Below are 18,864 nucleotides of genomic sequence, written 5' to 3' on the forward strand. Positions count from 1 at the left end.
GGGAGCCAGAAGCGGGGCCTCGCGCCTCAGCCCGAAATGGCCAGGCGTTCGGAACGGTAAAGCTGCATCGTCACCAGCGTGACCAGGAGCGCGGCCAATGAGGTCCCGGCCAGGCAAAGCGCCAGCGGCACGGCGGCCACGCCCTCGCCACGCACCAGGTCCAGGATGCCAAGGTGCTGGCCCAGCAGCGGTACGGCGTACATCCAGTTCTGCGGCTTCAGCGGCATCACCATCAGGGCGATGCTTGGCAGGATCGGCACCATCATCAGCACCGACAGGTAGGTCTGCGCCTCGCGGTAGCTCTTGGCAAACGCCGCCACCATCGACTGCAGCGCGCCCAGAAGCACGATCAGCGGCAACTGCAGCAGCAGTACGTACAGGGCGAAGGACGCTCCCAGGTGCACTTCCATGCCGAGCTTCTCGGTCGGGATGAAGCCGCCGACCACCGAGAAGGCGACCAGGCAGATCACCAGGCTGGCGGTGGAGAACGCGCAGATCGCCGCCAGCTTGCCGAGGAAGATTTTCCAGCGCGGCACCGGGTTGGCGAACAGCGGCTCCAGCGATTGGCGCTCGCGCTCGCCGGCGGTCAGGTCGATCGCCAGGTACATGCCGCCGATGAAGATGGTGAGCACGAACAGGTACGGCAGCATGTTGAACATCAGCACCGCGCGCGACTGCGCGGTCGCCTGGTCGCGCTTGGCCACGACCACCGGCGTCCCCAGTGCGGGCGAAAGGCCGCGCGCGATCAGCCGCATCGCGCCCTGCTGGCGGGAATAGCCCTCCACCAGCCGGGTGACCCGTTCGACCGGCGTGCTCGAATCGCGCTGGGAGGAGTCGTAGATCAACTCCACCTGCACCGGTTCGCCCTTGCGCCAGGCCTTGGGGTAGTCGGGGGCGATACGCAGCACCAGGTCGGCCTGCTGGTCGCGCACGGCGCGTTCGGGATCGGCCAGGGCCGGCTGCGGCACCACGCCGCCGGCCTCGAGCGCACCCAGCAGGTTGGGCGCGTACTGCGCGCCGATCACCGGCACTTTGAGCGGCTGCTCGGCCTTGTCCAGTTCGCGGTTGATGGTCACGGTGATGATCATCACGAACAGCAGCGGCGTCAGCAGCGGCCCCATCAGGAAGGCGCTGGTCAGCGTGCGGCGATCGCGCAGGTTCTCGCGCACTTCCTTCAGAAAGACCGTCAGGAACGCGCGGCTGCGGCGCAGCGGGTGGTTGTCCATCTTGTTCATGCGGCCAGTCCCTCTTCGCTGCCGATCAGTTTCACGAAGGCTTCCTCCAGGTTCGCCTCGCCGGTCTGCGCGCGCAGCGCGTCGGGTGTCTCGTCGGCCACCACGCGGCCGTGCGCGATCACCACGATGCGGTCACACAGCGCCGCCACCTCCTGCATGATGTGGCTGGAGAACAGCACGCAGCGCCCTTCGGCCTTGAGCTTCAGCATGAACTGGCGCAACGCGCGGGTGGCCATCACGTCCAGGCCGTTGGTCGGCTCGTCCAGGATCACGTTGCGCGGGTCGTGCACCAGCGCGCGGGCGATCGCGGTCTTCACCCGCTGGCCCTGCGAAAAGCCCTCGGTGCGACGGTCGGCGATGTCGGCCATGTCCAGCGCCTCGATCAGCGCGTCGCGCCGACTGCGCACCTCGTCGTCCGGCAGGCCTTGCAGGTGCGCGAAATAGTCGATGTTCTCGCGCGCGGTAAGGCGCTTGTACAGGCCGCGCGCATCGGGCAGCACGCCCAGTCGGCGACGCACGGTGAGCGCATCGGTCGCCGCGTCGACACCGTCGATCAGCACCTGGCCGCGGTCGGGCGTCATCAGGGTGTAGAGCATGCGCAGCGTGGTGGTCTTGCCGGCGCCGTTGGGGCCGAGCAGGCCGGTGATCTCGCCGTCGCGGGCGGTGAAGCTGACGCCGTCGACGGCCTTGACCGCGCCGAACGCCTTGTGCAGGTCCTTGACCTCGATCATGGGGTCGCTCCGTTGAAGTCGATGAACAGCGGGGTCGGTTGCAGGCGGTCCAGGCAGCTCGCGTCGAGCTTCTGCGGATCGAGCTCCTCGACGAAGTTCTTCACCAGCGTGGGCATGCAGCCGGCGGCGATCACGTTGTGGCCCTGCCCCTGGAGCACGAGATGGCGACCGTTGGAGAGGCCCTTGAGCACTTCCTCGCCGTAGCGCGGCGGCGTCACCGGGTCGTACTGGCCCGACAGCAGCAGCGTGGGGATGGCGGTCTTCAGCGGCTGGTGGAAATCGGCCGGGCGCGTGCCGTGTGGCCATACCGAACAGACCGCCTGGAGCGTATCGATCATGCGCGTGCCCAGCATGGTGTCGGCATCCTGCGGGCGCGGCTTCAGCAGGTCGGCGTCCTCGCTGCAGATCACCGAGGACTGCATGCCGCCGTTCATGCTGTCGGCCAGGTCGCCGCTGATCAGCTTGGCCTGGCCCAGCAAGGGACCGACGTCGCCGTGCGCAGCCGCGTCGATCGACAACGGCAGCAGCGCGGTGGTGATGGGCGAGTAGGCGAACAGGCGCACCACGCTGGCCAGCGCGTCGTCGCTCAACGTGCGCTCGACGCTCTGGAAGGTCTGCGGATCGCGGAAGCTGACCTTGTGCGGGTTCGCGCGCAGCGCGTCGCGCAGCTGGTAGAGGGTCTGGTACGGGTCGCCGAAGCGAATCTTGCATTCGTCGGTGCAGCGGGCGAACTGCGCCTTGAGCGCATCCTCCAGGTTGCGCGCGAAGTCCTCGCCCAGCACCAGCTGGTTGGGCACCACGCCGTCGAGCAGGATGCTGCGCACCGCATCGGGATGATGCATGGCGTACTGCTGCGCCACGCGCGTGCCGTAGGACACGCCGACCAGGTCGAAGTCGGGCGCACCCAGCGCCTGGCGGGCATCCTCCAGGTCGGCCACCGCCGCGGTGGTGGTGTAGTAGCGCGGGTCGGCCTTGGCCTGCACTTCCTTCAGGCAGGCCTCGACCTGCGCCCGCAACCGGTCGGGATCGAAGCCGGCGACGGCGCCGACCTTGTCGGCCTTCTCCGTCGCCTTGCAGTCCAGCGGATGGGAACGACCCGTGCCGCGCTGGTCGATCAGCAGCACGTTGCGGTGTGCCAGCAACGGTTCCAGCGCCGGCGCCACCATCGGCCAGGTTTCGGTCGCCGCCTGGCCGGGGCCGCCGGCGAGGTACACCAGCATGTCCCCGGCGGGGACGTCGGCGTCGGAGCGGAGCACCGCCAGGTTCAACGTGATCTTGCGGCTGGCCGGGTCGTCGCGGTTCTCCGGTACCTCGAAAGGCGCGCACCAGGCGGCCGTCGACAGGCCGCTGTCCGGCCGGCCCAGTTCACAGGCCGTCAAGACCAGCCGGCCCAGCTTCCAGGTATGCGGCTTGGCCGCGGGCTGGTCCTTCGCCGGTGCCACCGGTGCCGGCGCGGCGAGCGCGTCGGCACCGGCCGCCGCCGGCGCACGCCGGTGGAACTGGTTCCACGCCAGCAGGCCGAGCCCGCCGGCGACCACCACGATGCGCAGCACGGTGCGCGCTTTCAAAGCCATGTCCTCAACTCCCTTCCCGTCCCACGGATGATTTCCAGCCAGCGCCCGAGTGTCGGCGCCAGCTCCCATTCGATGTCCATTCCGGTCCGACCGTCGGCCGTCGCCACGTGCGAGGCAGGCACCGGCTTCGCCTCGCGCGAGGCCAAGGCCGAGGCCGACTCCGACCAGGCCGGCATGCGCGCACTGGCCAGCAGCACGAGTGCGGCGACGATGACGGCGGTGCGGTGTCCCACGCGGCTTCCTACAGCGACCAGTAGCGATAGCGCAGCCGCGCCCACAACTGCGCCACCACATAGCAGCCGAACAGCGCCATCGGCGCCGCGGCGAACGGCATCGCGACCAGCTTCAAGGCATTGAGGAAGAACAGCGCCAGCACGATGCCGGTGCCGGCGATGAACGCCAGCACCATGGCCTCCATCTCCAGCCGGCGGCGCATTTCGTCCATCAGCTGCATGTGGCGGAACTCCGCCCAGCCGGTCCACGCATAGCTCGCCAGCAGCGCGGCCGCCGCAATCAGCTTGCCGGCGGGCGACAGCTCCCGTGCATAGCGCAGGAACAGCACCACCACGACGATCATCACGGTGGATGGCAACCAGAGTCGGCGCGCGTAGCGTCGCAGCAACCTGTTCATTGGATTTCCTCCCTAGGCTTGCGCATCAGTAGGCTCGAAGATCGCTTCGATCGGCCGCCCGAACAGGCGCGCGATCTTGAAGGCCAGTGGCAGGCTCGGGTCGTACTTGCCGGTCTCGATCGCGTTGACGGTCTGGCGCGACACGTCCAGTCGCTCGGCCAGATCCGCCTGCGACCAGCCCTGCTCCCCGCGCAGGTCGCGTACCTGGTTCTTCATCGGCGGCGCAGCCTCAGCACCAATACCAGCTTGGCCAGGCCGAAGATCCAGAAGAAGCACGGCAGCACCAGCAGCGCGACCAGCGCGGCCGGCACCCCGTCCAGCACGCCGGCGCTGAGCAACAGCCCGAAACTCAGGAAGCCGCACGAGGTCAGCACGGCCGCGACGGACAGCGCCTGCAGGTCGATCTGCCGCTCCAGTTCGTCCTGTTCGCGGATGACCAGCGCCATGGCGCGCATCGCCAGCACCACCGGCAGCATTGGCAGCAAGGCAAGCAGCGTCCGCAGAGCGACGCTGTCGGTGCGCGGCACCAGCCAGCCATACAGCCCGATCAAGGCGCAGTAACCGGCCATGGCCGGTACGAACCGCCACATATATCGCTTGTGCACCGCGCGCATGGCCATCGCTCAGCCGTCCACGGACCGGCGGCGCAGGCGGCGCCACAACAGGACCACCAGCACCACCAGTACGCCCGGCACCAGCCCGACCAGCAGCCCGGCCTGGAAGTCGTCCAGCCGCCCACGCCACCAGGCCACCCCCAGCACCATCAGCACCAATACGGCCAGCAACAGCAGCTGCCCGCCCGGCGAGCTCCCCTCGCAACTGGCGCTTTCGCCGTAATGGCGCACCAGCAACCACCAGCGGGCGATGCCGTAGCCGATCATGGTCACCGGGAACACCCAGATCAGGATGCTGCCGTCCAGCGCCAGCACGCCGGCGGCGGCGAGGAAACCGCCGACCAGGCTGAGCGCCCCGAGCAACGCCGTGGAAGCACCCAGCGCCACCAGATGCACGCGCTGCTCGAACTCGTCGCTGGCGCCGATCCGTCGGGCCATCAGGCCGATCACGAACAGCATCGGCAGCACCGGCACCACGGCCAGCAGCACCTTCAACGGCACGCCGGCGACGGTCCGGCTCAGCGGCCAGACCAGCAGCATCGCGGCCATGTAGACGACCATCGCGACGGACAGCTGGCTGCGGTAACGGTTTTCGTTGAAACGCGGCATTCCCGGCTCCCCTTTGCCCGATGGAGCCGCCACCTCGGCGACCTGTCAAGCAAACTTGACAGGGAGGCTAAGCGCGTCCGCTACGCATGTCAAGCGTCCTTTACAAAAGCTGTATATCGGTCTTGCCTCGCGCGACTTTAGTGATGAAACTGTGATTGTGATCACAATGTGAGGAAAGTGACACACGGGGTCAGTTGGATACCCGACTCCATCCGGCCTCGGCCGTGGAACTTTTTGGGGGAGCGGCAGTTTTTTGGCGCAATACCTTGCGCGTCCGAGGCTTGGCTGATCTTTTCAAGTTTTGGCACAGGAATTGCGAACCGAGCTGCAGACCAGCTCTACGGACACTGGGCTTGTCATTCGCGGACGGCAGCTCGGACGCTTCTAGAAAGCCTGCACCGCTCCGATCACTTGAAGCCAGTCACACACCACTAGAGGAAAACAGCAATGTCCAAGCGTGTTCTCTCCACCGCATTGGCCGCCGTGCTCGGCGTCGTCGCCTTTGCCCCGCAGGCCGCCAGTGCGGACACCGTCACCTTCAACGGCAAGGTGCTGTCGTCTACCTGCACCGTGAGCAATGCTTCCGGTGGCAACGTCGCCGTGACCCTGCCGGCCGTGCCCGTGAGCAGCTTCACCGGCGCCGCGTCCACCGCCGGCTCCACGCCGTTCTCGCTGACCCTGACCGGCTGCCCGACCACGCCGTCGGGTGTGATGGTGGGCGCCGCGTTCTCGGGCACCAACATCGACACCACCACCGGCGCGATCAAGAACGCCACCGGCGCCGGCAACTCGAACGTCGAAGTGCAGATGACCAAGACGGACGACACCGGCATCAACCTGAACACCAACCCGAACCCGGTGAGCGCCACGATCAGCCCCACCGGCACCGCCTCGCTGGATTACAAGGCCCGCTACTACCAGGCAACGGCCACCGCCGTCACGCCGGGCCTGGTGAATGCGTCGGTCACCTACACGCTGACCTACAACTGAGGCCTGCCTGCCTCCGCTGCCGCATTCGCATGAATGCGGCAGCTTGTTGTACCCATCCTTCGGCAGAGGTTCCCATGAAGATCCTGACCCGTGCATTTGGCACGGCCATGCTCGCTTTGTGCCTCATGGTTCCGGCAGTGCACGCCAGCATCGTCGTAGGCGGTACCCGCGTCGTGTTTCCGGCGCAGCAAGGCGAGGTCACGGTGCGCCTGTCCAACCAGAGCGACAAGCCTGCCCTGGTCGAGGCGTGGATCGACACCGGCAACGCCGCGTCCACGCCGGACGCGGTCAGCACGCCGTTCCTGATCACCCCGCCGTTGTTCCGCATGGAGCCGCACAAGGACCAGAGCCTGCGCATCCTGTTCACGCATGCGGCGCAGCCCCTGCCCGGCGATCGCGAAACCGTGTTCTGGCTGAACGTGCTGGAGGTGCCGCCCAAGCCCAGTGGTGCGCAATACGCCGGGCGCAACTACCTGCAGTTCGCGATCCGCTCGCGACTGAAGCTTTTCTATCGTCCCAGCGGGCTGGAGGGCGATGCCCTGAAAGCCGCTGGCAAACTGATTTTCAAGGCGGCGCCTGGACAGGCGTCTGCCGTGGTCGTGCACAACCCCACGCCCTACTACGTCACCATCAGCAGCCTGGCGCTGGGCGCCGGCAGCAAGCCGGATGCGGGGGCGCACGGCATGGTGGCGCCGTTCGCCGACCTGGCGATCCCGCTCAAGGGCGACGCGCACGCGCCCGCCGCTGGCATCGCGGTGTCCTACGTGACCATCAATGATTTTGGCGCTGCCGAAACGCACACGGCCACCGTGACGCCGTGATCAGCTTCCGGCGCCCGCCCTGCTGCCACCGATCCCTGCGCCGCACGGCGCTGGCGATGGCCTGTGGCGTGGCGCTGGCCAGCGTCCTGGCATACCCCGCGGCGGCGGCATCGCCAGAGGGTGCGACCGCACCGCCGGAGGGCGCCGCTGCCAGCGGCGGCCTGGCCGACTTCGACCGCAGCCTGCTTGCCGGCGGTGGCAGTCACGCGACCGACCTGTCCCGTTTCGAGCGCGGCAACATCGTGTTTCCGGGCATCTACAACGTCGATGTGTATCTGAACGGCGAATGGGTGGGCCGGCTCGACGTGCGCCTGGCCGCGCCGACGGAACAGGCCAGCGCCGTGCCCTGCGTGGATGCCGCGCTGCTGCAGCGGATGGGGCTGGCCTCGGACAAACTCATCGCGAAGCTGCAGGCAGCGGGAAACAACGCCTGCGTGGGCCTGGCCCAGCTCATTCCCGACGCCACCATGGCCTTCGACCTGCCCAACCTGCGCCTGGACACCACGGTGCCGCAGGCCTACATGCGGCAGCGCCCCCGTGGCTGGGTCAGCCCCGAGTCGTGGGATGCCGGCGTGCCGGCGTTCCTGCTTAACTACAACCTCAATGCCTACCGCAGCGACAGTAACGGGCAGAGCCAGACCAGCACCTACCTGGGCTTGCGTTCCGCGCTGAACATCGGCCTGTGGCAGTTGCGCCAGGACAGCACCGTGACCTGGCAGTCGGGCGTCGCCGGCGCACCGGCGCAGCGCCACTGGCAGAACATCGATACCTACGTGCAGCGCGCGCTGCCGCGCTGGCGGGCGGTGCTCAGCGTGGGCGACAGCTACACCGATGGCGCGGTGTTCGACAGCTACGGCCTGCGCGGCGTGCAATTGGTCAGCGACGACCGCATGCTGCCGCAATCGCAGCGCGGCTACGCACCGGTGGTGCGCGGCGTGGCGCAGAGCAATGCCAAGGTCGTGGTGAACCAGAACGGGGTGCAGATCTACCAGACCACGGTGGCGCCCGGCCCGTTCGTGATCAGCGACCTGTACCCCACCGGCTACGGCGGCGACCTCGACGTGGTGGTGACCGAGGCCGACGGTCGCCAGCATGCATTCAAGGTGCCCTATGCCTCGGTTGCGCAGTCGCTGCGCGCAGGCATCACCCGTTTCGACATGGCGGCTGGCCGCCTGCGTGACAACGCCTTGCACGACCAGCCCGCCGTGGTGCAGGCCGCGGTGCAGCACGGCTTCGGCAACCGTTTCACCGGCTACGCCGGCGCGCAGGGCGCGCAGGGCTATGCGTCTGCATTGATCGGCGGCGCGTTCAACACCCGCTGGGGCGCCCTGGCGCTCGACGTGACCCAGGCGCATGCGCAGATTCCCGGCAAGGGCGACTACAACGGCCGCAGCTTCCGCGTCACCTATAGCAAGATCGTGCCGGAAACCGATACCTCGCTGAGCGTGGCTGCCTACCGCTACTCCACCAGCGGCTTCCTCAGCCTGAAGGACGCGCAGTACGCGCGTGACTTCGCGCGGCGCGGACTGGACACGCTGCAGAACGTCTCCGGCATGCCGCAGATGATCGATGGCGTGCCGCTGCAAAGCCTGCTCAGCCAGGCCCAGCTGGCGGCACTGGGTGGCAGCGCCTTCGTCAACAACAATCCCTACGCCATGCGCGGACTAGTGCAGCAGCGCAACCGGTTCACGCTGACGCTCAGCCAGCAACTGGGCCAGAGCGGCGGTTCGCTGTACGCCAATGCGTCGATCAGTGACTACTGGAACCGCTCCGGCAGCGACCGCCAGTTCCAGCTGGGCTACAACAGCCACGTCGGCCGCCTGTCCTGGGGCGTCTCGGCCAGCCGCGGCCGCACCCAGTTCGGCGGCTACGACAATCAGTTCTTCCTCAGCGCCAGCCTGCCGCTGGGCAACAGTGCCCATTCGCCGAGCCTGATGTTCAACGCCAGCCACGACGATCAGGGCGGTAACCAGCAGCAGGCCGCCGTCAACGGCACGCTGGGCCAGTGGAACCAGTTCACCTATGGCGCATCGGCCTCGCATGGCAGCGATGGCATCGGCAACGCCTACAGCGTCAACGGCGGCTACAGCGGTCCCTACGCCACGCTGGCCGCCAGCGTCGGCCACGGATCGGGCTATTCGCAGAGCTCGGCCAATGCCAGTGGCGCGATGGTGGTACACGCCGGCGGCGTGACCTTCGGTCCGCCCACCGGCGACACGGTGGCGCTGGTGCACGTGCCTGGCGCCGCCGGCGCGCACATCACCAATGCCCCGGGCCTGCGCGTGGGCCGCTCCGGCTACGCGCTGGTCCCCTACCTGGCGCCCTACCAGCTCGATACCGTCGAGATCGACCCGCAGGGCCTGCCGCTGGGCGTGCAGCTCGACGCCACCAGCGGCAACGTCGCGCCGTATGCCGGCGCCATCGTCAAGCTCGATTTCAAGACCCGTTACGGCCGCGCGCTGGTGGTGCGCATCCGCACGGACAACGGCACGGCGTTGCCGTTCGGCAGCGAGATCCGCGCTACGGACGGGTCCCTGGCCGGCACGGTGGGCCAGGGCGGCATGGCCTTGCTGCGCGTGGCCAGCGCCAGCGGCCAGCTGGCCGCGCATTGGCAGGATGCCAGTGAGGCCGAACACGCCTGTCGCTTCGCCTACACCGTGCCGGCCGATGCATCGCGGCGTCAGATCGGCATGATGATCGACGCCACCTGCAGCGCGACCGCATCCGCCACCACTCCCCATGGCGGAAGCGCGCCATGATCACGCCGAACGTTTTCCGGCCGGTATCGCGCACCGCCTCGCCGCGACGCGCCGGCCTGCGAGGTGAGCCATGCAACTGATCCTTTCGTTCGAGGCCACGGCGCCGGAGACGACGACCTCGCACCCCTTGCGCGGCCTGCTGATCGCCTGCGCGCTGCTGCTGGGACTGGTCACGATGCCGCGCAGCGCGCAGGCCACCTGCGGATACGCGAGTGGCACAGCCGCTACCGTTACCTTCAATGCAGGCACCATCACGCTGACCCCCAGCACCCAGCTGGGCTCGGTTCTGTGGACATCGGACACGGCCACCCCGCCCAACCCGCCCGTGCTCGCCTGTGACGGCGACACGGCCGGCGGCATCTTCAACATCATCGCCGCCTCCACGCCGGTCAATGGCGACAACACGCTGTTCCCCACCGGCATTCCCGGCATCTCCTACCGCCTGCTGCACCCGGACGCCAGTACGCTGCTGGCGCTGTACCCGAACTACCCCACCGGCAGCGGCACCTTTAGCGTGGCCTCCAACCTGCAGCTGGTGTACACCGGGCCCTACCTGCCGCCCGACAACAGCAATCTGACCGGCCAGCTGGCGCAGTGGCAGATCGATATCTGTGACAAGCCAAACATCAACAATTTTCTCGGCATTTATATCTACAGGGGCTGCGATCGTAAGGGCACCGTCGCCCCTCGGCCCGTCGAAACCTTCAACATCAATGCCGTCATCAAGATCCAAGTGCCTACCTGCGACGTGGACCCAGGCTCTAAGGACAAGATCGTCACCTTACCCGACATCACCGGCACCCAGCTTGGTGGCAAAGGCACCACCGCGGGCAAGACACCCTTTAGCCTTAAGCTGGTCAACTGCCCCAACAGTCAGAACATCTTCCTCACCCTGAGCACGAGCAGCCCGCAGCCCAACACCACAGGTGTGATCGCGCCCACCAGCGGCTCGGGCTTTGCCGCCGGCGTGGGCGTGCAAGTGCTGCAGTCCGATGGCAGCTCGGCGTTTCCGTTCGACACCCCCACCCAGGTCGGCACGGCCAGCGCCAGCACCTACAACATCAACCTGTTCGCCCAGTACTACCAGACCGGCAACTCGGCCGGCGCGGGCAACGTGAAGGCCATTGCCACCTACACCCTGAACTACAATTAGCAGCGACGGCACGCCGCGCTTGCCGCATGGATGTCGTGGCACAGGCTGCCCCCCCCCGCGCGTAGAAAAGGCTCGCCTGCCCAGCCGCGCAGGGTGTTACTCGTACGTTCGCGTCATCATGCGCGGTGTCGGCTGAGGCGCTGCCTGGGCCGTTGAAAACACTTCAGGAGCGGATCGCGCGCTGACTTCAAGTTCGGTCGCGGCAAGCCGTTAGTTCGAGCGGATGGCGCCGTCTCCGGAGGCAAGGTGTCAGCGATGGCGAGCTACGCGTCGACGGATAAGCAGGCAATGTCGGAGTGGCAGGCGAACCTGGCGCCTTAAAGCGACGCGGCTACTGATAGGTCCGCGTCACGATTCGGGCGCTGCCGGCATGCAAAGCGGAAAAATAGTCCGCGTAATACTGCAGCAAGGGAATGCCCGCGGTTTCGCTGGCTCCCAAGCTCCTCACCGAAAGCCCGTAGCTGGAAACACTGGACGCCGGTTGCGAACGACCGCCGCACGGAACGGCTTCGGCCGAGGAAAAATCGCCGCCTGTCTGCGCGACGGCCTCGTCCTGCACCGCGCAGGTCGGGACCACGATGGCACCGCTGAAGGTGATCCGGCCACCACCAGCATGCGCATCGGACGCAGCGAGCAGCGCCAGCGTGCCCAGGACATAGGCCAGCCAGGAATGTCGAGCCCACATAAGCGAATCCTCCGGCACACGCGAACACGCGTACCTGAAGGTGCTTTCGGCACCGCCCGCCCGGCCTTGATGGCACGCGACGGACCTCCCTCCGAAAGCGCGAACTGCGTCACATTTTTGGCGGTCGTGCTCGGGACAGGTTTTATCGGAGCGGTGGTGAACGGGGCGCCTGCGCTGGCGGGTTAGTTATCGACGCGACCCGGACAAACTTGAAGGCGTGGCCCGTTGTAGCCATCACATGCGGAAAGCTTCCAGTGGAATGGCGGTCGATGCCGCCACTGCGGGGACCGCTATGGCGCGCGCTCGGGGCGGGTCATCGCAGATGAGGAAAGCCTCGATCCGTACATTGACCTGGGTGGCGAGGGCGCAGGCCTGTGTCATCCGGGGCCCCTTGGCGCACTTCACATTGAAGCCGAGCAGATCAGCCTGGAGCCAGCGTTTGAGCAACGGGAGGTAGGTTTCCAGATCGTCCGGCCGCCGGACGAATACGCTGGCCAGTGGTACATCGCCACCCAGCTTCTTCTTCACCAAGGCCTGGTGCTGCTGAAGCGAACTGACGGACGGTTCATTGCCGCGCGCGATCTCCAGGACATCATCTACGGCGGCCATCAGGCGGATGTCGCCTTTCTCATCGGTAATGACTACCGATTGCAGATTGCCTTCCCGGTACTGCTGGCCCCAGTAAATGACCGCGCCGCCGTCCAGAGGCAATCTCTGTGGCGCCGCCTCAAACCCATCCAGGATGCGATCGGACAAAACCTCCCGTGCGTCGCTTTCATCCGCAGGCAACACCGCGTTGCCGGCAAAAGCCGCCACGGCGCTGTCGTTTGGTACCCGGTCGCTCTGGCGTGTCTGGGCAAACGTATCGGCGCCCGTGCACGCCATCGCGAGGAATACCGCGCACATGGCGGCCGCCTTTCCTTGAACTGCCATGTCTATTGCTCCTTGATCTTCGCTCTCACGGTCCCGGGATCGGGCACGACCTCATTAGCGGTAAGGTCTCAAAGAGAAGCCCAGGCGCTGCTGCCCGGTGTCCCCGGGAATAGCCGTCTTCCCACTGAGGTCCAGCTGCGGGTCATCCTGACCTGGCGGCGGGCAGTCACCAGCGAGGACGCAGGTCACGTATGCCCAGGCGTTGGTGGTGCGTTGCAGCCACTCGCGCAACCAGTCCGACTGGGCCTTCTTGTCCGTAATCTTGATGGCCGCTTCAAGACCATCCTCAAAGAACCCAACGTCGATAAAGTCCCGCAGGGCACGCTCATCCGGATGTAGCCCCTGATTCAGGCGGTCATGGGCGTCTTTCAGGGAGTTCCAGCTATCGGCCAGGTCTTCCACCGAATCGATAAAATCATGGATGCGTTCGATTTTGTTCGACCGGTCGCCCGGGGTATCAGGGCGGATGTGGTCGTACGCCTCATGCATCTGCTGTGCTTGGCGATAGTAGTCAGCCATGGCATTGGTTGGCTGCGGTCCGGACCCAGGCGTGGGTTCCGGATAGGCCGGCAGGGGTGGGAAATTGTCTATCGTGTGCCGTCCCGTCGTATCGCTGAAGGTAACGGAGGCAACGGGCCAGGTCGCAAGCGCCGCCCGGCCGTCCACGGACAATGGCGCCGTTACCGAACCGGTATAGCGAATCTCTATCCGCTGCTCGCCACTGGCCAGTGCGCTCATGCGTCCTTGCGTATCGCGTTCGACGACAACCGGCGCAAGGCGCAGCAATTCCACAGTCGTGTGTTGATAGCTATGCGGAAAAGCGCGCAGGTAATAGCCTTCGGCCTGGTAGCTCCAATGCCCAGGGTCGATGGTGCGCAGCCCCCCGGGAGCCACCGGAACCGCTACCCGCTCCAGCTCGGCGAAACTCAGCGACATGTCGGTCAACTTGCTCTGCAAGCTGCTTACTTTGCCCAGCACTTCCTGCACTTGGCCGGGCAACCACGCGCCCAAACCGAAACCGGCCCCACTGTGGGACTCCAGCATGGGCACCAAGGTCGGCGCACCGACAAGCAACGGAGCCGTGCGGGCAGCGAATGCGGGCTCGAGTCCGTCGTTCAGCGCGTGGCTTTCGATAATCCAGACAAGCCTCTGAACATCGCCCTGGTTGATCTCCGGATGGTGCGCGGCGTTCTGAAGAACGGTGCGGATGGCCGCGGCATCGCGTCCGAGCAGCGGACCAATCTCGTACCCCGCGCCACGGCTCGGGCCATAAGCGCCGGCGTGCAGGCAAAAACTCTGCAGCTCCATCGTGTAATAGCCAGGCCGCAACCGTTGCCCTGCGCGCGGCGCAAGGGCCTGCGGTTCGCGGTGTCGCAAGGCGACATCGAGCCAGTTCACCGTCGGGTAGGCATCGGCGATACTTGTGCTGACCGGCTGGGTCAGCGTCGTCGGGTTGCGCGGCAAGGCTTGGCACCCCGTCAAGGCCGCAACAAACAGCGATACCGCCGTCCACTGAGCGCACATTCCTAGCTTCATTTTTCTTCCTTGTATTGCGGGCCGACGTCTGCTCGCCCCGCCCGGGTGCGACGCTCGAAACTAACGTCTGCTGAAGTTGACGACCAGAACAGGCGGGCGGGCAGGCACAGCCGCCCCTTCTCACCGGTGGCTGGAGGCCGCAAATTATCATGGCGCAAACGCACGCTTGCTGAATTGGTCCCGCAATGGGGCGGTCCGCATGACGTATGGGTGAGTTATCGTTTTGCGCCCTGGCTCAGGGAGTGGACATGGATTTCGTGTGCGGCATAGGGATGTTCGAAAGCGGCTGTTCAAGTCCACGCCACCGATTTGCCACGGCGTCGCCGCCGGGCCGTCGTGCTCCTGCGATCACATCGCGTTTGGCGCCACCTTTCGGTCCTCGCAAATCGCATTCGACGCGCCGAGCCGCCTGCTTGGTTCGTTTGCGATGACGCGCCCGATCGCTTGGGCGCAGCGATCCCCGGCATGAGGCCACGCCCATGGGATCCGATCATCCCTTCGCAGAATGGGCACCTCAGGTGTCAACTTCGTCCATGCGCCGGATCAGACGAAGGAACCGCTCATGCGATTGACCCATGTACCTTCCACCCTGTTGCTCGCGCTGGCCACCGCCTTCGCGCCGCCTGTCACGCGCGCCGGCGACACGCCCTCGGCGGCCGACATCGCCGCGATCAACAGCTTCCAGCTCGACCAGGATTTCCTGGACCGCTACATGGCCGTTCAGGAGGATGCCGCCAAGAATCCCTGCCACCTGAGCATGCTCGCCCTCCTCGGCGATGAGCAGCCTCGCTCGCTCGACCAGGTGGCCAGCCGGTACGACGCCCAGCCCGGCGTGCACGCCATGTTTGCGCGCCACGGCCTGACTGGGCGCCAGGCGCTGATCGGCATGTCGGTGCTGACCGCCGCGGCCATGCAGGACCTGGAACAGTCGCATCCGGAGATGACGCAGTACGTGGATACCCATGGCAGCCGCGTCAGTGCTGGCAACCTGGTGTTCTACCGTGCCCACAACGCACGGATCCACCAGCACCAGCAGGCACTGGGGAAACGCCTGCTGGCTGCCAACGGGGGCAAGCTGCCCGACTGCCTTAGCCACTGACCGACCGCGCCCAGCCACGGAACTTTCATGACCAACGACCTGCACTTCGCCGATAACCACCGCGACCGCTGCATACAGTCCGGCACCGGCGCCGGCTTCCAGTTCGAGTTCTACTGCGAGTGCTGCAACGACACCTGGCGCTCGCCGTTTCAGCCTTACACCAGCGGCCGCGCTTCCGGCTGGATGCAGGAAGCCGGCAGCCTGCTGGGCAACCTGCTGGGCAGCGTGGGTTACAGCGTAGACAATGCGGTCGACGGCCTGGCCCGCGCGGGCTGGGGCACCGCACGCGACCAAGCGTTCAAGCAGGCGCTGGCCGCCGCGAAGCAACACTTCAACCGTTGCGCGCAGTGCCACAACCACGTGTGCGCCCGCTGCTGGAATGCCGACACCGGCCTGTGCCAGGTCTGTGCTCCGGACCTTGCCGCCAGCGTGCAAACGGCACGCTACCAGGGCCAGCGCGACGCGGCCATGGACCGGGCAAGAGAAGCCGGTGCCGACCTGGCCGGACGGGTAGACGTCCAGACGCGCAAGCAACTGGTCTGCCCCTCCTGTCATGCAGAAGCACGCGGCGCGAAATTCTGCCCACAGTGCGGCCACGCACTGGCCACCAGCCCGCAGTGCAGCGGCTGCCACGCCACCTTGCCGGCCGGCAGCCGTTTTTGTCCCGAGTGCGGTCAGCGTGCGGCAAGTGGTGATCCGCCCGGGATGCCGCCGGCGCCCTTGTACTGAACAGGCGGGTGTGGCGGATGAGCGTACTGCACTTGTTCCCTGCGGGACCCGATTACTGCCCCCGGGAAGAGGGGAACATCGATGCGGTGGATCGGGGTTGGCCGGGATCGCCGATCAACGCGAGCTGATGTACTTCTCGCGGCGGATCTGGGAGACGGGCAGGCCGTACTCCTTCAGGGCGGTGAAGGCGGCATCGACCATGTTCGGGTTGCCGCACAGGTAGGCGATGTCGCGGTCGGCGCGCGGGGCCAGTTCGGCCAGGACCGTCTGTACGTGGCCGCTGCGGTCGTTCGGGCGCGGTACGGCGCGGGGTTGGCGGCTGAGGCAGCCGTGGAAGGTGAAGCCGGGGTTTTCCTTCGCGAAGGCCTCGAACTCCTCGCCGTAGAGCAGTTCGGCTTCATTGCGCGCGCCGTAGAGCAGCACCACCTCGCGGTCGCCCCTGGCCAGCAGCTGGCGGATCAGCGGCAACATGGCTCGGTAGGGGGTGACGCCGGTGCCGGTAGCCAGCAGCAGGTAGCGCGGGTGGGTGTCGCCCGGCTGCAGGCAGAAGCGGCCGTAGGGGCCGCTGGCCTCGATGGTCTGGCCCGGCTGCAGGTTGGCGAGCAGTTTCGTGGCCGCGCCGCCTTCGACATAGCTGACTGCGATCTCGATGCGCATGGTCGGGGAACTGCCGTCGCCGACGGTGCCCACCGAATAGCTGCGCTTGGTCGCCGTGCCGTCGTCGTAGTGGAAATGCACCTGCAGGAACTGCCCGGGCTGGAAGGCCAGCGGCTGCCCGTCGGCGCGCTCGAACACCAGGTGGCGCACGCTGGGGGCGAGCATGTAGCTGTCGACGAGACGGAGGGTGAAGTGGTCGGCCATGGGATTCCGGAGCGGGAGGCACGCCCGGCGTGAGCGGGCGGCAGGTAAACGGCCCCGTATAATAAAGGGCTGGCCCCCACGGTGCAGCCCATGTCATCTGTTCCCGCACTCGTCGTCGACAGTCTGCGCAAGACCTACGGCAACGGCGTCGAAGCCCTCAAGGGCATCTCGCTGACCGTCCAGCAGGGCGATTTCTTCGCGTTGCTCGGCCCCAATGGCGCGGGCAAGTCCACGCTGATCGGCATTCTCTCCTCGCTGGTCAACTCCACCGGCGGCGACGCGCGCATCTTCGGCGTGTCGGTCAACCAGCAGCGCAACGAGGCGATGAAGCTGATTGGCCTGGTGCCGCAGGAGATCAACTTCAATCAGTTCGAAAAGCCGTTCGACATCTGCGTGAACGAGGCCGGCTTCTACGGCATCCCGCGCAAGCTCGCCGCGGTGCGCGCGGAGAAGTACCTGAAGGAGCTGCGCCTGTGGGACAAGGCGCAGCACCAGGCGCGGATGCTCTCCGGCGGCATGAAGCGGCGCCTGATGATCGCCCGCGCGATGATGAACGAGCCGAAGCTGCTGATCCTGGACGAGCCGACCGCCGGCGTGGATATCGAGATCCGCCGCTCGATGTGGCAGTTCGTCAGCGGCATCAACGCGGCCGGCACCACGGTGATCCTGACCACGCACTACCTGGAGGAAGCCGAGCAGCTGTGCCGCAACATCGCGATCATCGACCACGGCACGATCGTGGAGAACACCACGATGAAGCGGCTGCTCGCCACGCTGGACGTGGAGGCTTTCATCCTGGACGTGGTTGCCGCGCCGGCCACGTTGCCGACGCTGCCGGGTGTCATGCTGCGCCGCGTGGACGACTACACGCTGGAAGCGGAGATGGCGCGCGAACACGATCTCAACTCGCTGTTCGCCACGTTGTCGGCGCACGGAGTGACGGTCAGGTCGATGCGCAACAAGACCAACCGGCTGGAGGAGCTGTTCGTGCGGCTGGTCGAGAACGGGCGCGACAAGGCCGCCTGAGCCCACCGCCACCGTCCCCTGCGGGAGCTCGGCTCCTACACGAAACACCCTCACCGTTTCCCGCGCGCCGGGACACCAAAGCGAGACCAAGCATGAGCAACACCACCGCCAACCTGGTCGCCCTGCACACCATCGTGCGCCGCGAGATCGTGCGCATCATGCGCATCTGGACGCAGACGCTGATCCCGCCGGCGATCACGATGACGTTGTACTTCGTCATCTTCGGCAAGCTGATCGGCAGCCGCATCGGCACCATCCAGGGCGGCTTCAGCTACATGCAGTACATCGTGCCGGGGCTGGTGATGATGAGCATCATCACCAACAGCTACGGCAACATCTCCAGTTCCTTCTTCGGCGCCAAGTTCAGCCGCGCGGTGGAAGAGATGCTGGTCTCGCCGATGCCGAACTGGGTGATCCTGCTCGGCTACGTGACCGGCGCGGTGACCCGCGGGCTGGTGGTCGGTGCGCTGGTGCTGATGATCGCGCTGTTCTTTACCTCGCTGCACATCGCCCACCCGCTGGTCACCTTCTTCTCGGTACTGCTCGGCGCGACGATCTTCTCGCTGGCCGGCTTCGTCAACGCGGTCTACGCCAAGAAATTCGACGACATCGCCCTGGTGCCGACCTTCGTGCTGACCCCGCTCACCTACCTCGGCGGCGTGTTCTATTCGGTCAACATGCTGGGCGAGCCGTGGCAGGCGATCTCGCGCGCCAACCCGATCCTGTACATGGTCAACGCCTTCCGTTTCGGCGTGCTGGGCATCAGCGACGTGCACATCGGGGTCGCGTTCGTGGTGATGCTGGCGTTCGTCGCCGGGCTGTCGATCGTGGCGCTGCAGCTGCTCAAGCGCGGCGTGGGCCTGCGTTCCTGACCGTCC

At 66.5% G+C, this 18,864-nt stretch carries 20 protein-coding genes; 8 read left to right on the top strand and 12 right to left on the bottom strand.

Going from position 1 to position 18,864, the window contains the following annotated elements:
- Positions 1–26 precede the first annotated feature (26 nt).
- Genes J7I44_RS08075 through J7I44_RS08110 form a run of 8 tightly spaced genes read right to left on the bottom strand, consistent with a single transcriptional unit; the run spans position 27 to position 5,394 of the window.
- Entirely contained in the window at positions 27–1,235 is a 1,209-nt protein-coding gene (locus tag J7I44_RS08075) for an ABC transporter permease (protein ID WP_209618686.1), read from the bottom strand.
- The gene (locus J7I44_RS08080; RefSeq protein WP_209618689.1) at positions 1,232–1,966 is read right to left on the bottom strand and encodes an ABC transporter ATP-binding protein; all 735 of its coding nucleotides are present in this window, start codon (positions 1,964–1,966) and stop codon (positions 1,232–1,234) included. The genes J7I44_RS08075 and J7I44_RS08080 overlap by 4 nt, the downstream gene beginning before the upstream one ends.
- Positions 1,963–3,540, bottom strand: coding sequence for an alpha/beta hydrolase (locus J7I44_RS08085; protein ID WP_209618692.1), 1,578 nt, complete (start codon positions 3,538–3,540; stop codon positions 1,963–1,965). Before J7I44_RS08085 ends, J7I44_RS08080 begins: the two co-directional genes overlap by 4 nt.
- Positions 3,531–3,773 (bottom strand): hypothetical protein, encoded by a 243-nt coding sequence (locus J7I44_RS08090; protein WP_209618695.1) that lies wholly within the window; start codon positions 3,771–3,773, stop codon positions 3,531–3,533. The genes J7I44_RS08085 and J7I44_RS08090 overlap by 10 nt, the downstream gene beginning before the upstream one ends.
- Positions 3,774–3,781: 8 nt before the next feature.
- Positions 3,782–4,171 carry a hypothetical protein gene (locus tag J7I44_RS08095; protein ID WP_209618696.1) on the bottom strand — a complete coding sequence of 130 codons (390 nt, stop codon included), beginning with the start codon at positions 4,169–4,171 and terminating at the stop codon, positions 3,782–3,784.
- A 12-nt stretch (positions 4,172–4,183) separates the two neighbouring features.
- Positions 4,184–4,387: a helix-turn-helix transcriptional regulator gene (locus J7I44_RS08100; RefSeq protein ID WP_209618698.1), complete on the bottom strand. Its 204-nt coding sequence runs from the start codon at positions 4,385–4,387 to the stop codon at positions 4,184–4,186.
- Positions 4,384–4,791: a hypothetical protein gene (locus J7I44_RS08105; RefSeq protein WP_209618700.1), complete on the bottom strand. Its 408-nt coding sequence runs from the start codon at positions 4,789–4,791 to the stop codon at positions 4,384–4,386. The genes J7I44_RS08100 and J7I44_RS08105 overlap by 4 nt, the downstream gene beginning before the upstream one ends.
- A gap of 3 nt (positions 4,792–4,794) precedes the next feature.
- Positions 4,795–5,394 (bottom strand): hypothetical protein, encoded by a 600-nt coding sequence (locus tag J7I44_RS08110; protein WP_209618702.1) that lies wholly within the window; start codon positions 5,392–5,394, stop codon positions 4,795–4,797.
- 447 nt (positions 5,395–5,841) lie between these two features.
- Here J7I44_RS08110 and J7I44_RS08115 point away from each other — a divergent pair, with 447 nt between their 5' ends.
- The 4 genes from J7I44_RS08115 to J7I44_RS08130 all read left to right on the top strand — a co-directional run bounded on the left by J7I44_RS08115 (position 5,842) and on the right by J7I44_RS08130 (position 11,117).
- Positions 5,842–6,384 carry a fimbrial protein gene (locus J7I44_RS08115; RefSeq protein WP_209618704.1) on the top strand — a complete coding sequence of 181 codons (543 nt, stop codon included), beginning with the start codon at positions 5,842–5,844 and terminating at the stop codon, positions 6,382–6,384.
- Positions 6,385–6,458: 74 nt separating this feature from the next.
- Positions 6,459–7,205, top strand: a complete 747-nt coding sequence (locus tag J7I44_RS08120; RefSeq protein WP_209618706.1) for a fimbrial biogenesis chaperone — start codon at positions 6,459–6,461, stop codon at positions 7,203–7,205.
- Positions 7,202–9,964 carry a fimbria/pilus outer membrane usher protein gene (locus J7I44_RS08125; RefSeq protein WP_209618708.1) on the top strand — a complete coding sequence of 921 codons (2,763 nt, stop codon included), beginning with the start codon at positions 7,202–7,204 and terminating at the stop codon, positions 9,962–9,964. The genes J7I44_RS08120 and J7I44_RS08125 overlap by 4 nt, the downstream gene beginning before the upstream one ends.
- Positions 9,965–10,034: 70 nt before the next feature.
- On the top strand, positions 10,035–11,117 hold the full coding sequence (locus tag J7I44_RS08130) for a fimbrial protein (RefSeq protein WP_209618710.1): 1,083 nt from the start codon (positions 10,035–10,037) through the stop codon (positions 11,115–11,117).
- A 331-nt stretch (positions 11,118–11,448) separates the two neighbouring features.
- On the opposite strand, the gene J7I44_RS08135 is transcribed toward J7I44_RS08130, so the two are convergent.
- The 3 genes from J7I44_RS08135 to J7I44_RS08145 form a co-directional block, all read right to left on the bottom strand.
- Positions 11,449–11,802 (bottom strand): hypothetical protein, encoded by a 354-nt coding sequence (locus J7I44_RS08135; protein ID WP_209618711.1) that lies wholly within the window; start codon positions 11,800–11,802, stop codon positions 11,449–11,451.
- 234 nt (positions 11,803–12,036) lie between these two features.
- Positions 12,037–12,735 carry a hypothetical protein gene (locus J7I44_RS08140; RefSeq protein ID WP_209618713.1) on the bottom strand — a complete coding sequence of 233 codons (699 nt, stop codon included), beginning with the start codon at positions 12,733–12,735 and terminating at the stop codon, positions 12,037–12,039.
- A gap of 54 nt (positions 12,736–12,789) precedes the next feature.
- On the bottom strand, positions 12,790–14,271 hold the full coding sequence (locus J7I44_RS08145) for a hypothetical protein (protein WP_209618715.1): 1,482 nt from the start codon (positions 14,269–14,271) through the stop codon (positions 12,790–12,792).
- Positions 14,272–14,833: 562 nt separating this feature from the next.
- On the opposite strand from J7I44_RS08145, the gene J7I44_RS08150 reads away from it, so the two are divergent.
- Together J7I44_RS08150 and J7I44_RS08155 are read left to right on the top strand one after the other, a co-directional pair.
- Positions 14,834–15,370 (top strand): cyclin family protein, encoded by a 537-nt coding sequence (locus J7I44_RS08150; protein ID WP_209618717.1) that lies wholly within the window; start codon positions 14,834–14,836, stop codon positions 15,368–15,370.
- Between the two features lie 27 nt (positions 15,371–15,397).
- Positions 15,398–16,099 carry a zinc ribbon domain-containing protein gene (locus J7I44_RS08155; protein WP_209618719.1) on the top strand — a complete coding sequence of 234 codons (702 nt, stop codon included), beginning with the start codon at positions 15,398–15,400 and terminating at the stop codon, positions 16,097–16,099.
- Between the two features lie 114 nt (positions 16,100–16,213).
- Here the strand turns inward: J7I44_RS08155 and J7I44_RS08160 are convergent, their stop codons facing one another.
- Positions 16,214–16,960, bottom strand: a complete 747-nt coding sequence (locus tag J7I44_RS08160) for a ferredoxin--NADP reductase (RefSeq protein WP_209618721.1) — start codon at positions 16,958–16,960, stop codon at positions 16,214–16,216.
- Positions 16,961–17,050: 90 nt separating this feature from the next.
- Here J7I44_RS08160 and J7I44_RS08165 point away from each other — a divergent pair, with 90 nt between their 5' ends.
- A complete protein-coding gene (locus J7I44_RS08165; RefSeq protein ID WP_209618722.1) occupies positions 17,051–17,986 on the top strand; it encodes an ABC transporter ATP-binding protein in 936 nt (311 codons plus the stop codon).
- Positions 17,987–18,078: 92 nt separating this feature from the next.
- A complete protein-coding gene (locus J7I44_RS08170) occupies positions 18,079–18,858 on the top strand; it encodes an ABC transporter permease (protein WP_209618724.1) in 780 nt (259 codons plus the stop codon).
- Positions 18,859–18,864 lie beyond the last annotated feature (6 nt).

The organism is Frateuria flava, assembly GCF_017837635.1.
Classification (GTDB): domain Bacteria; phylum Pseudomonadota; class Gammaproteobacteria; order Xanthomonadales; family Rhodanobacteraceae; genus Frateuria_A; species Frateuria_A flava.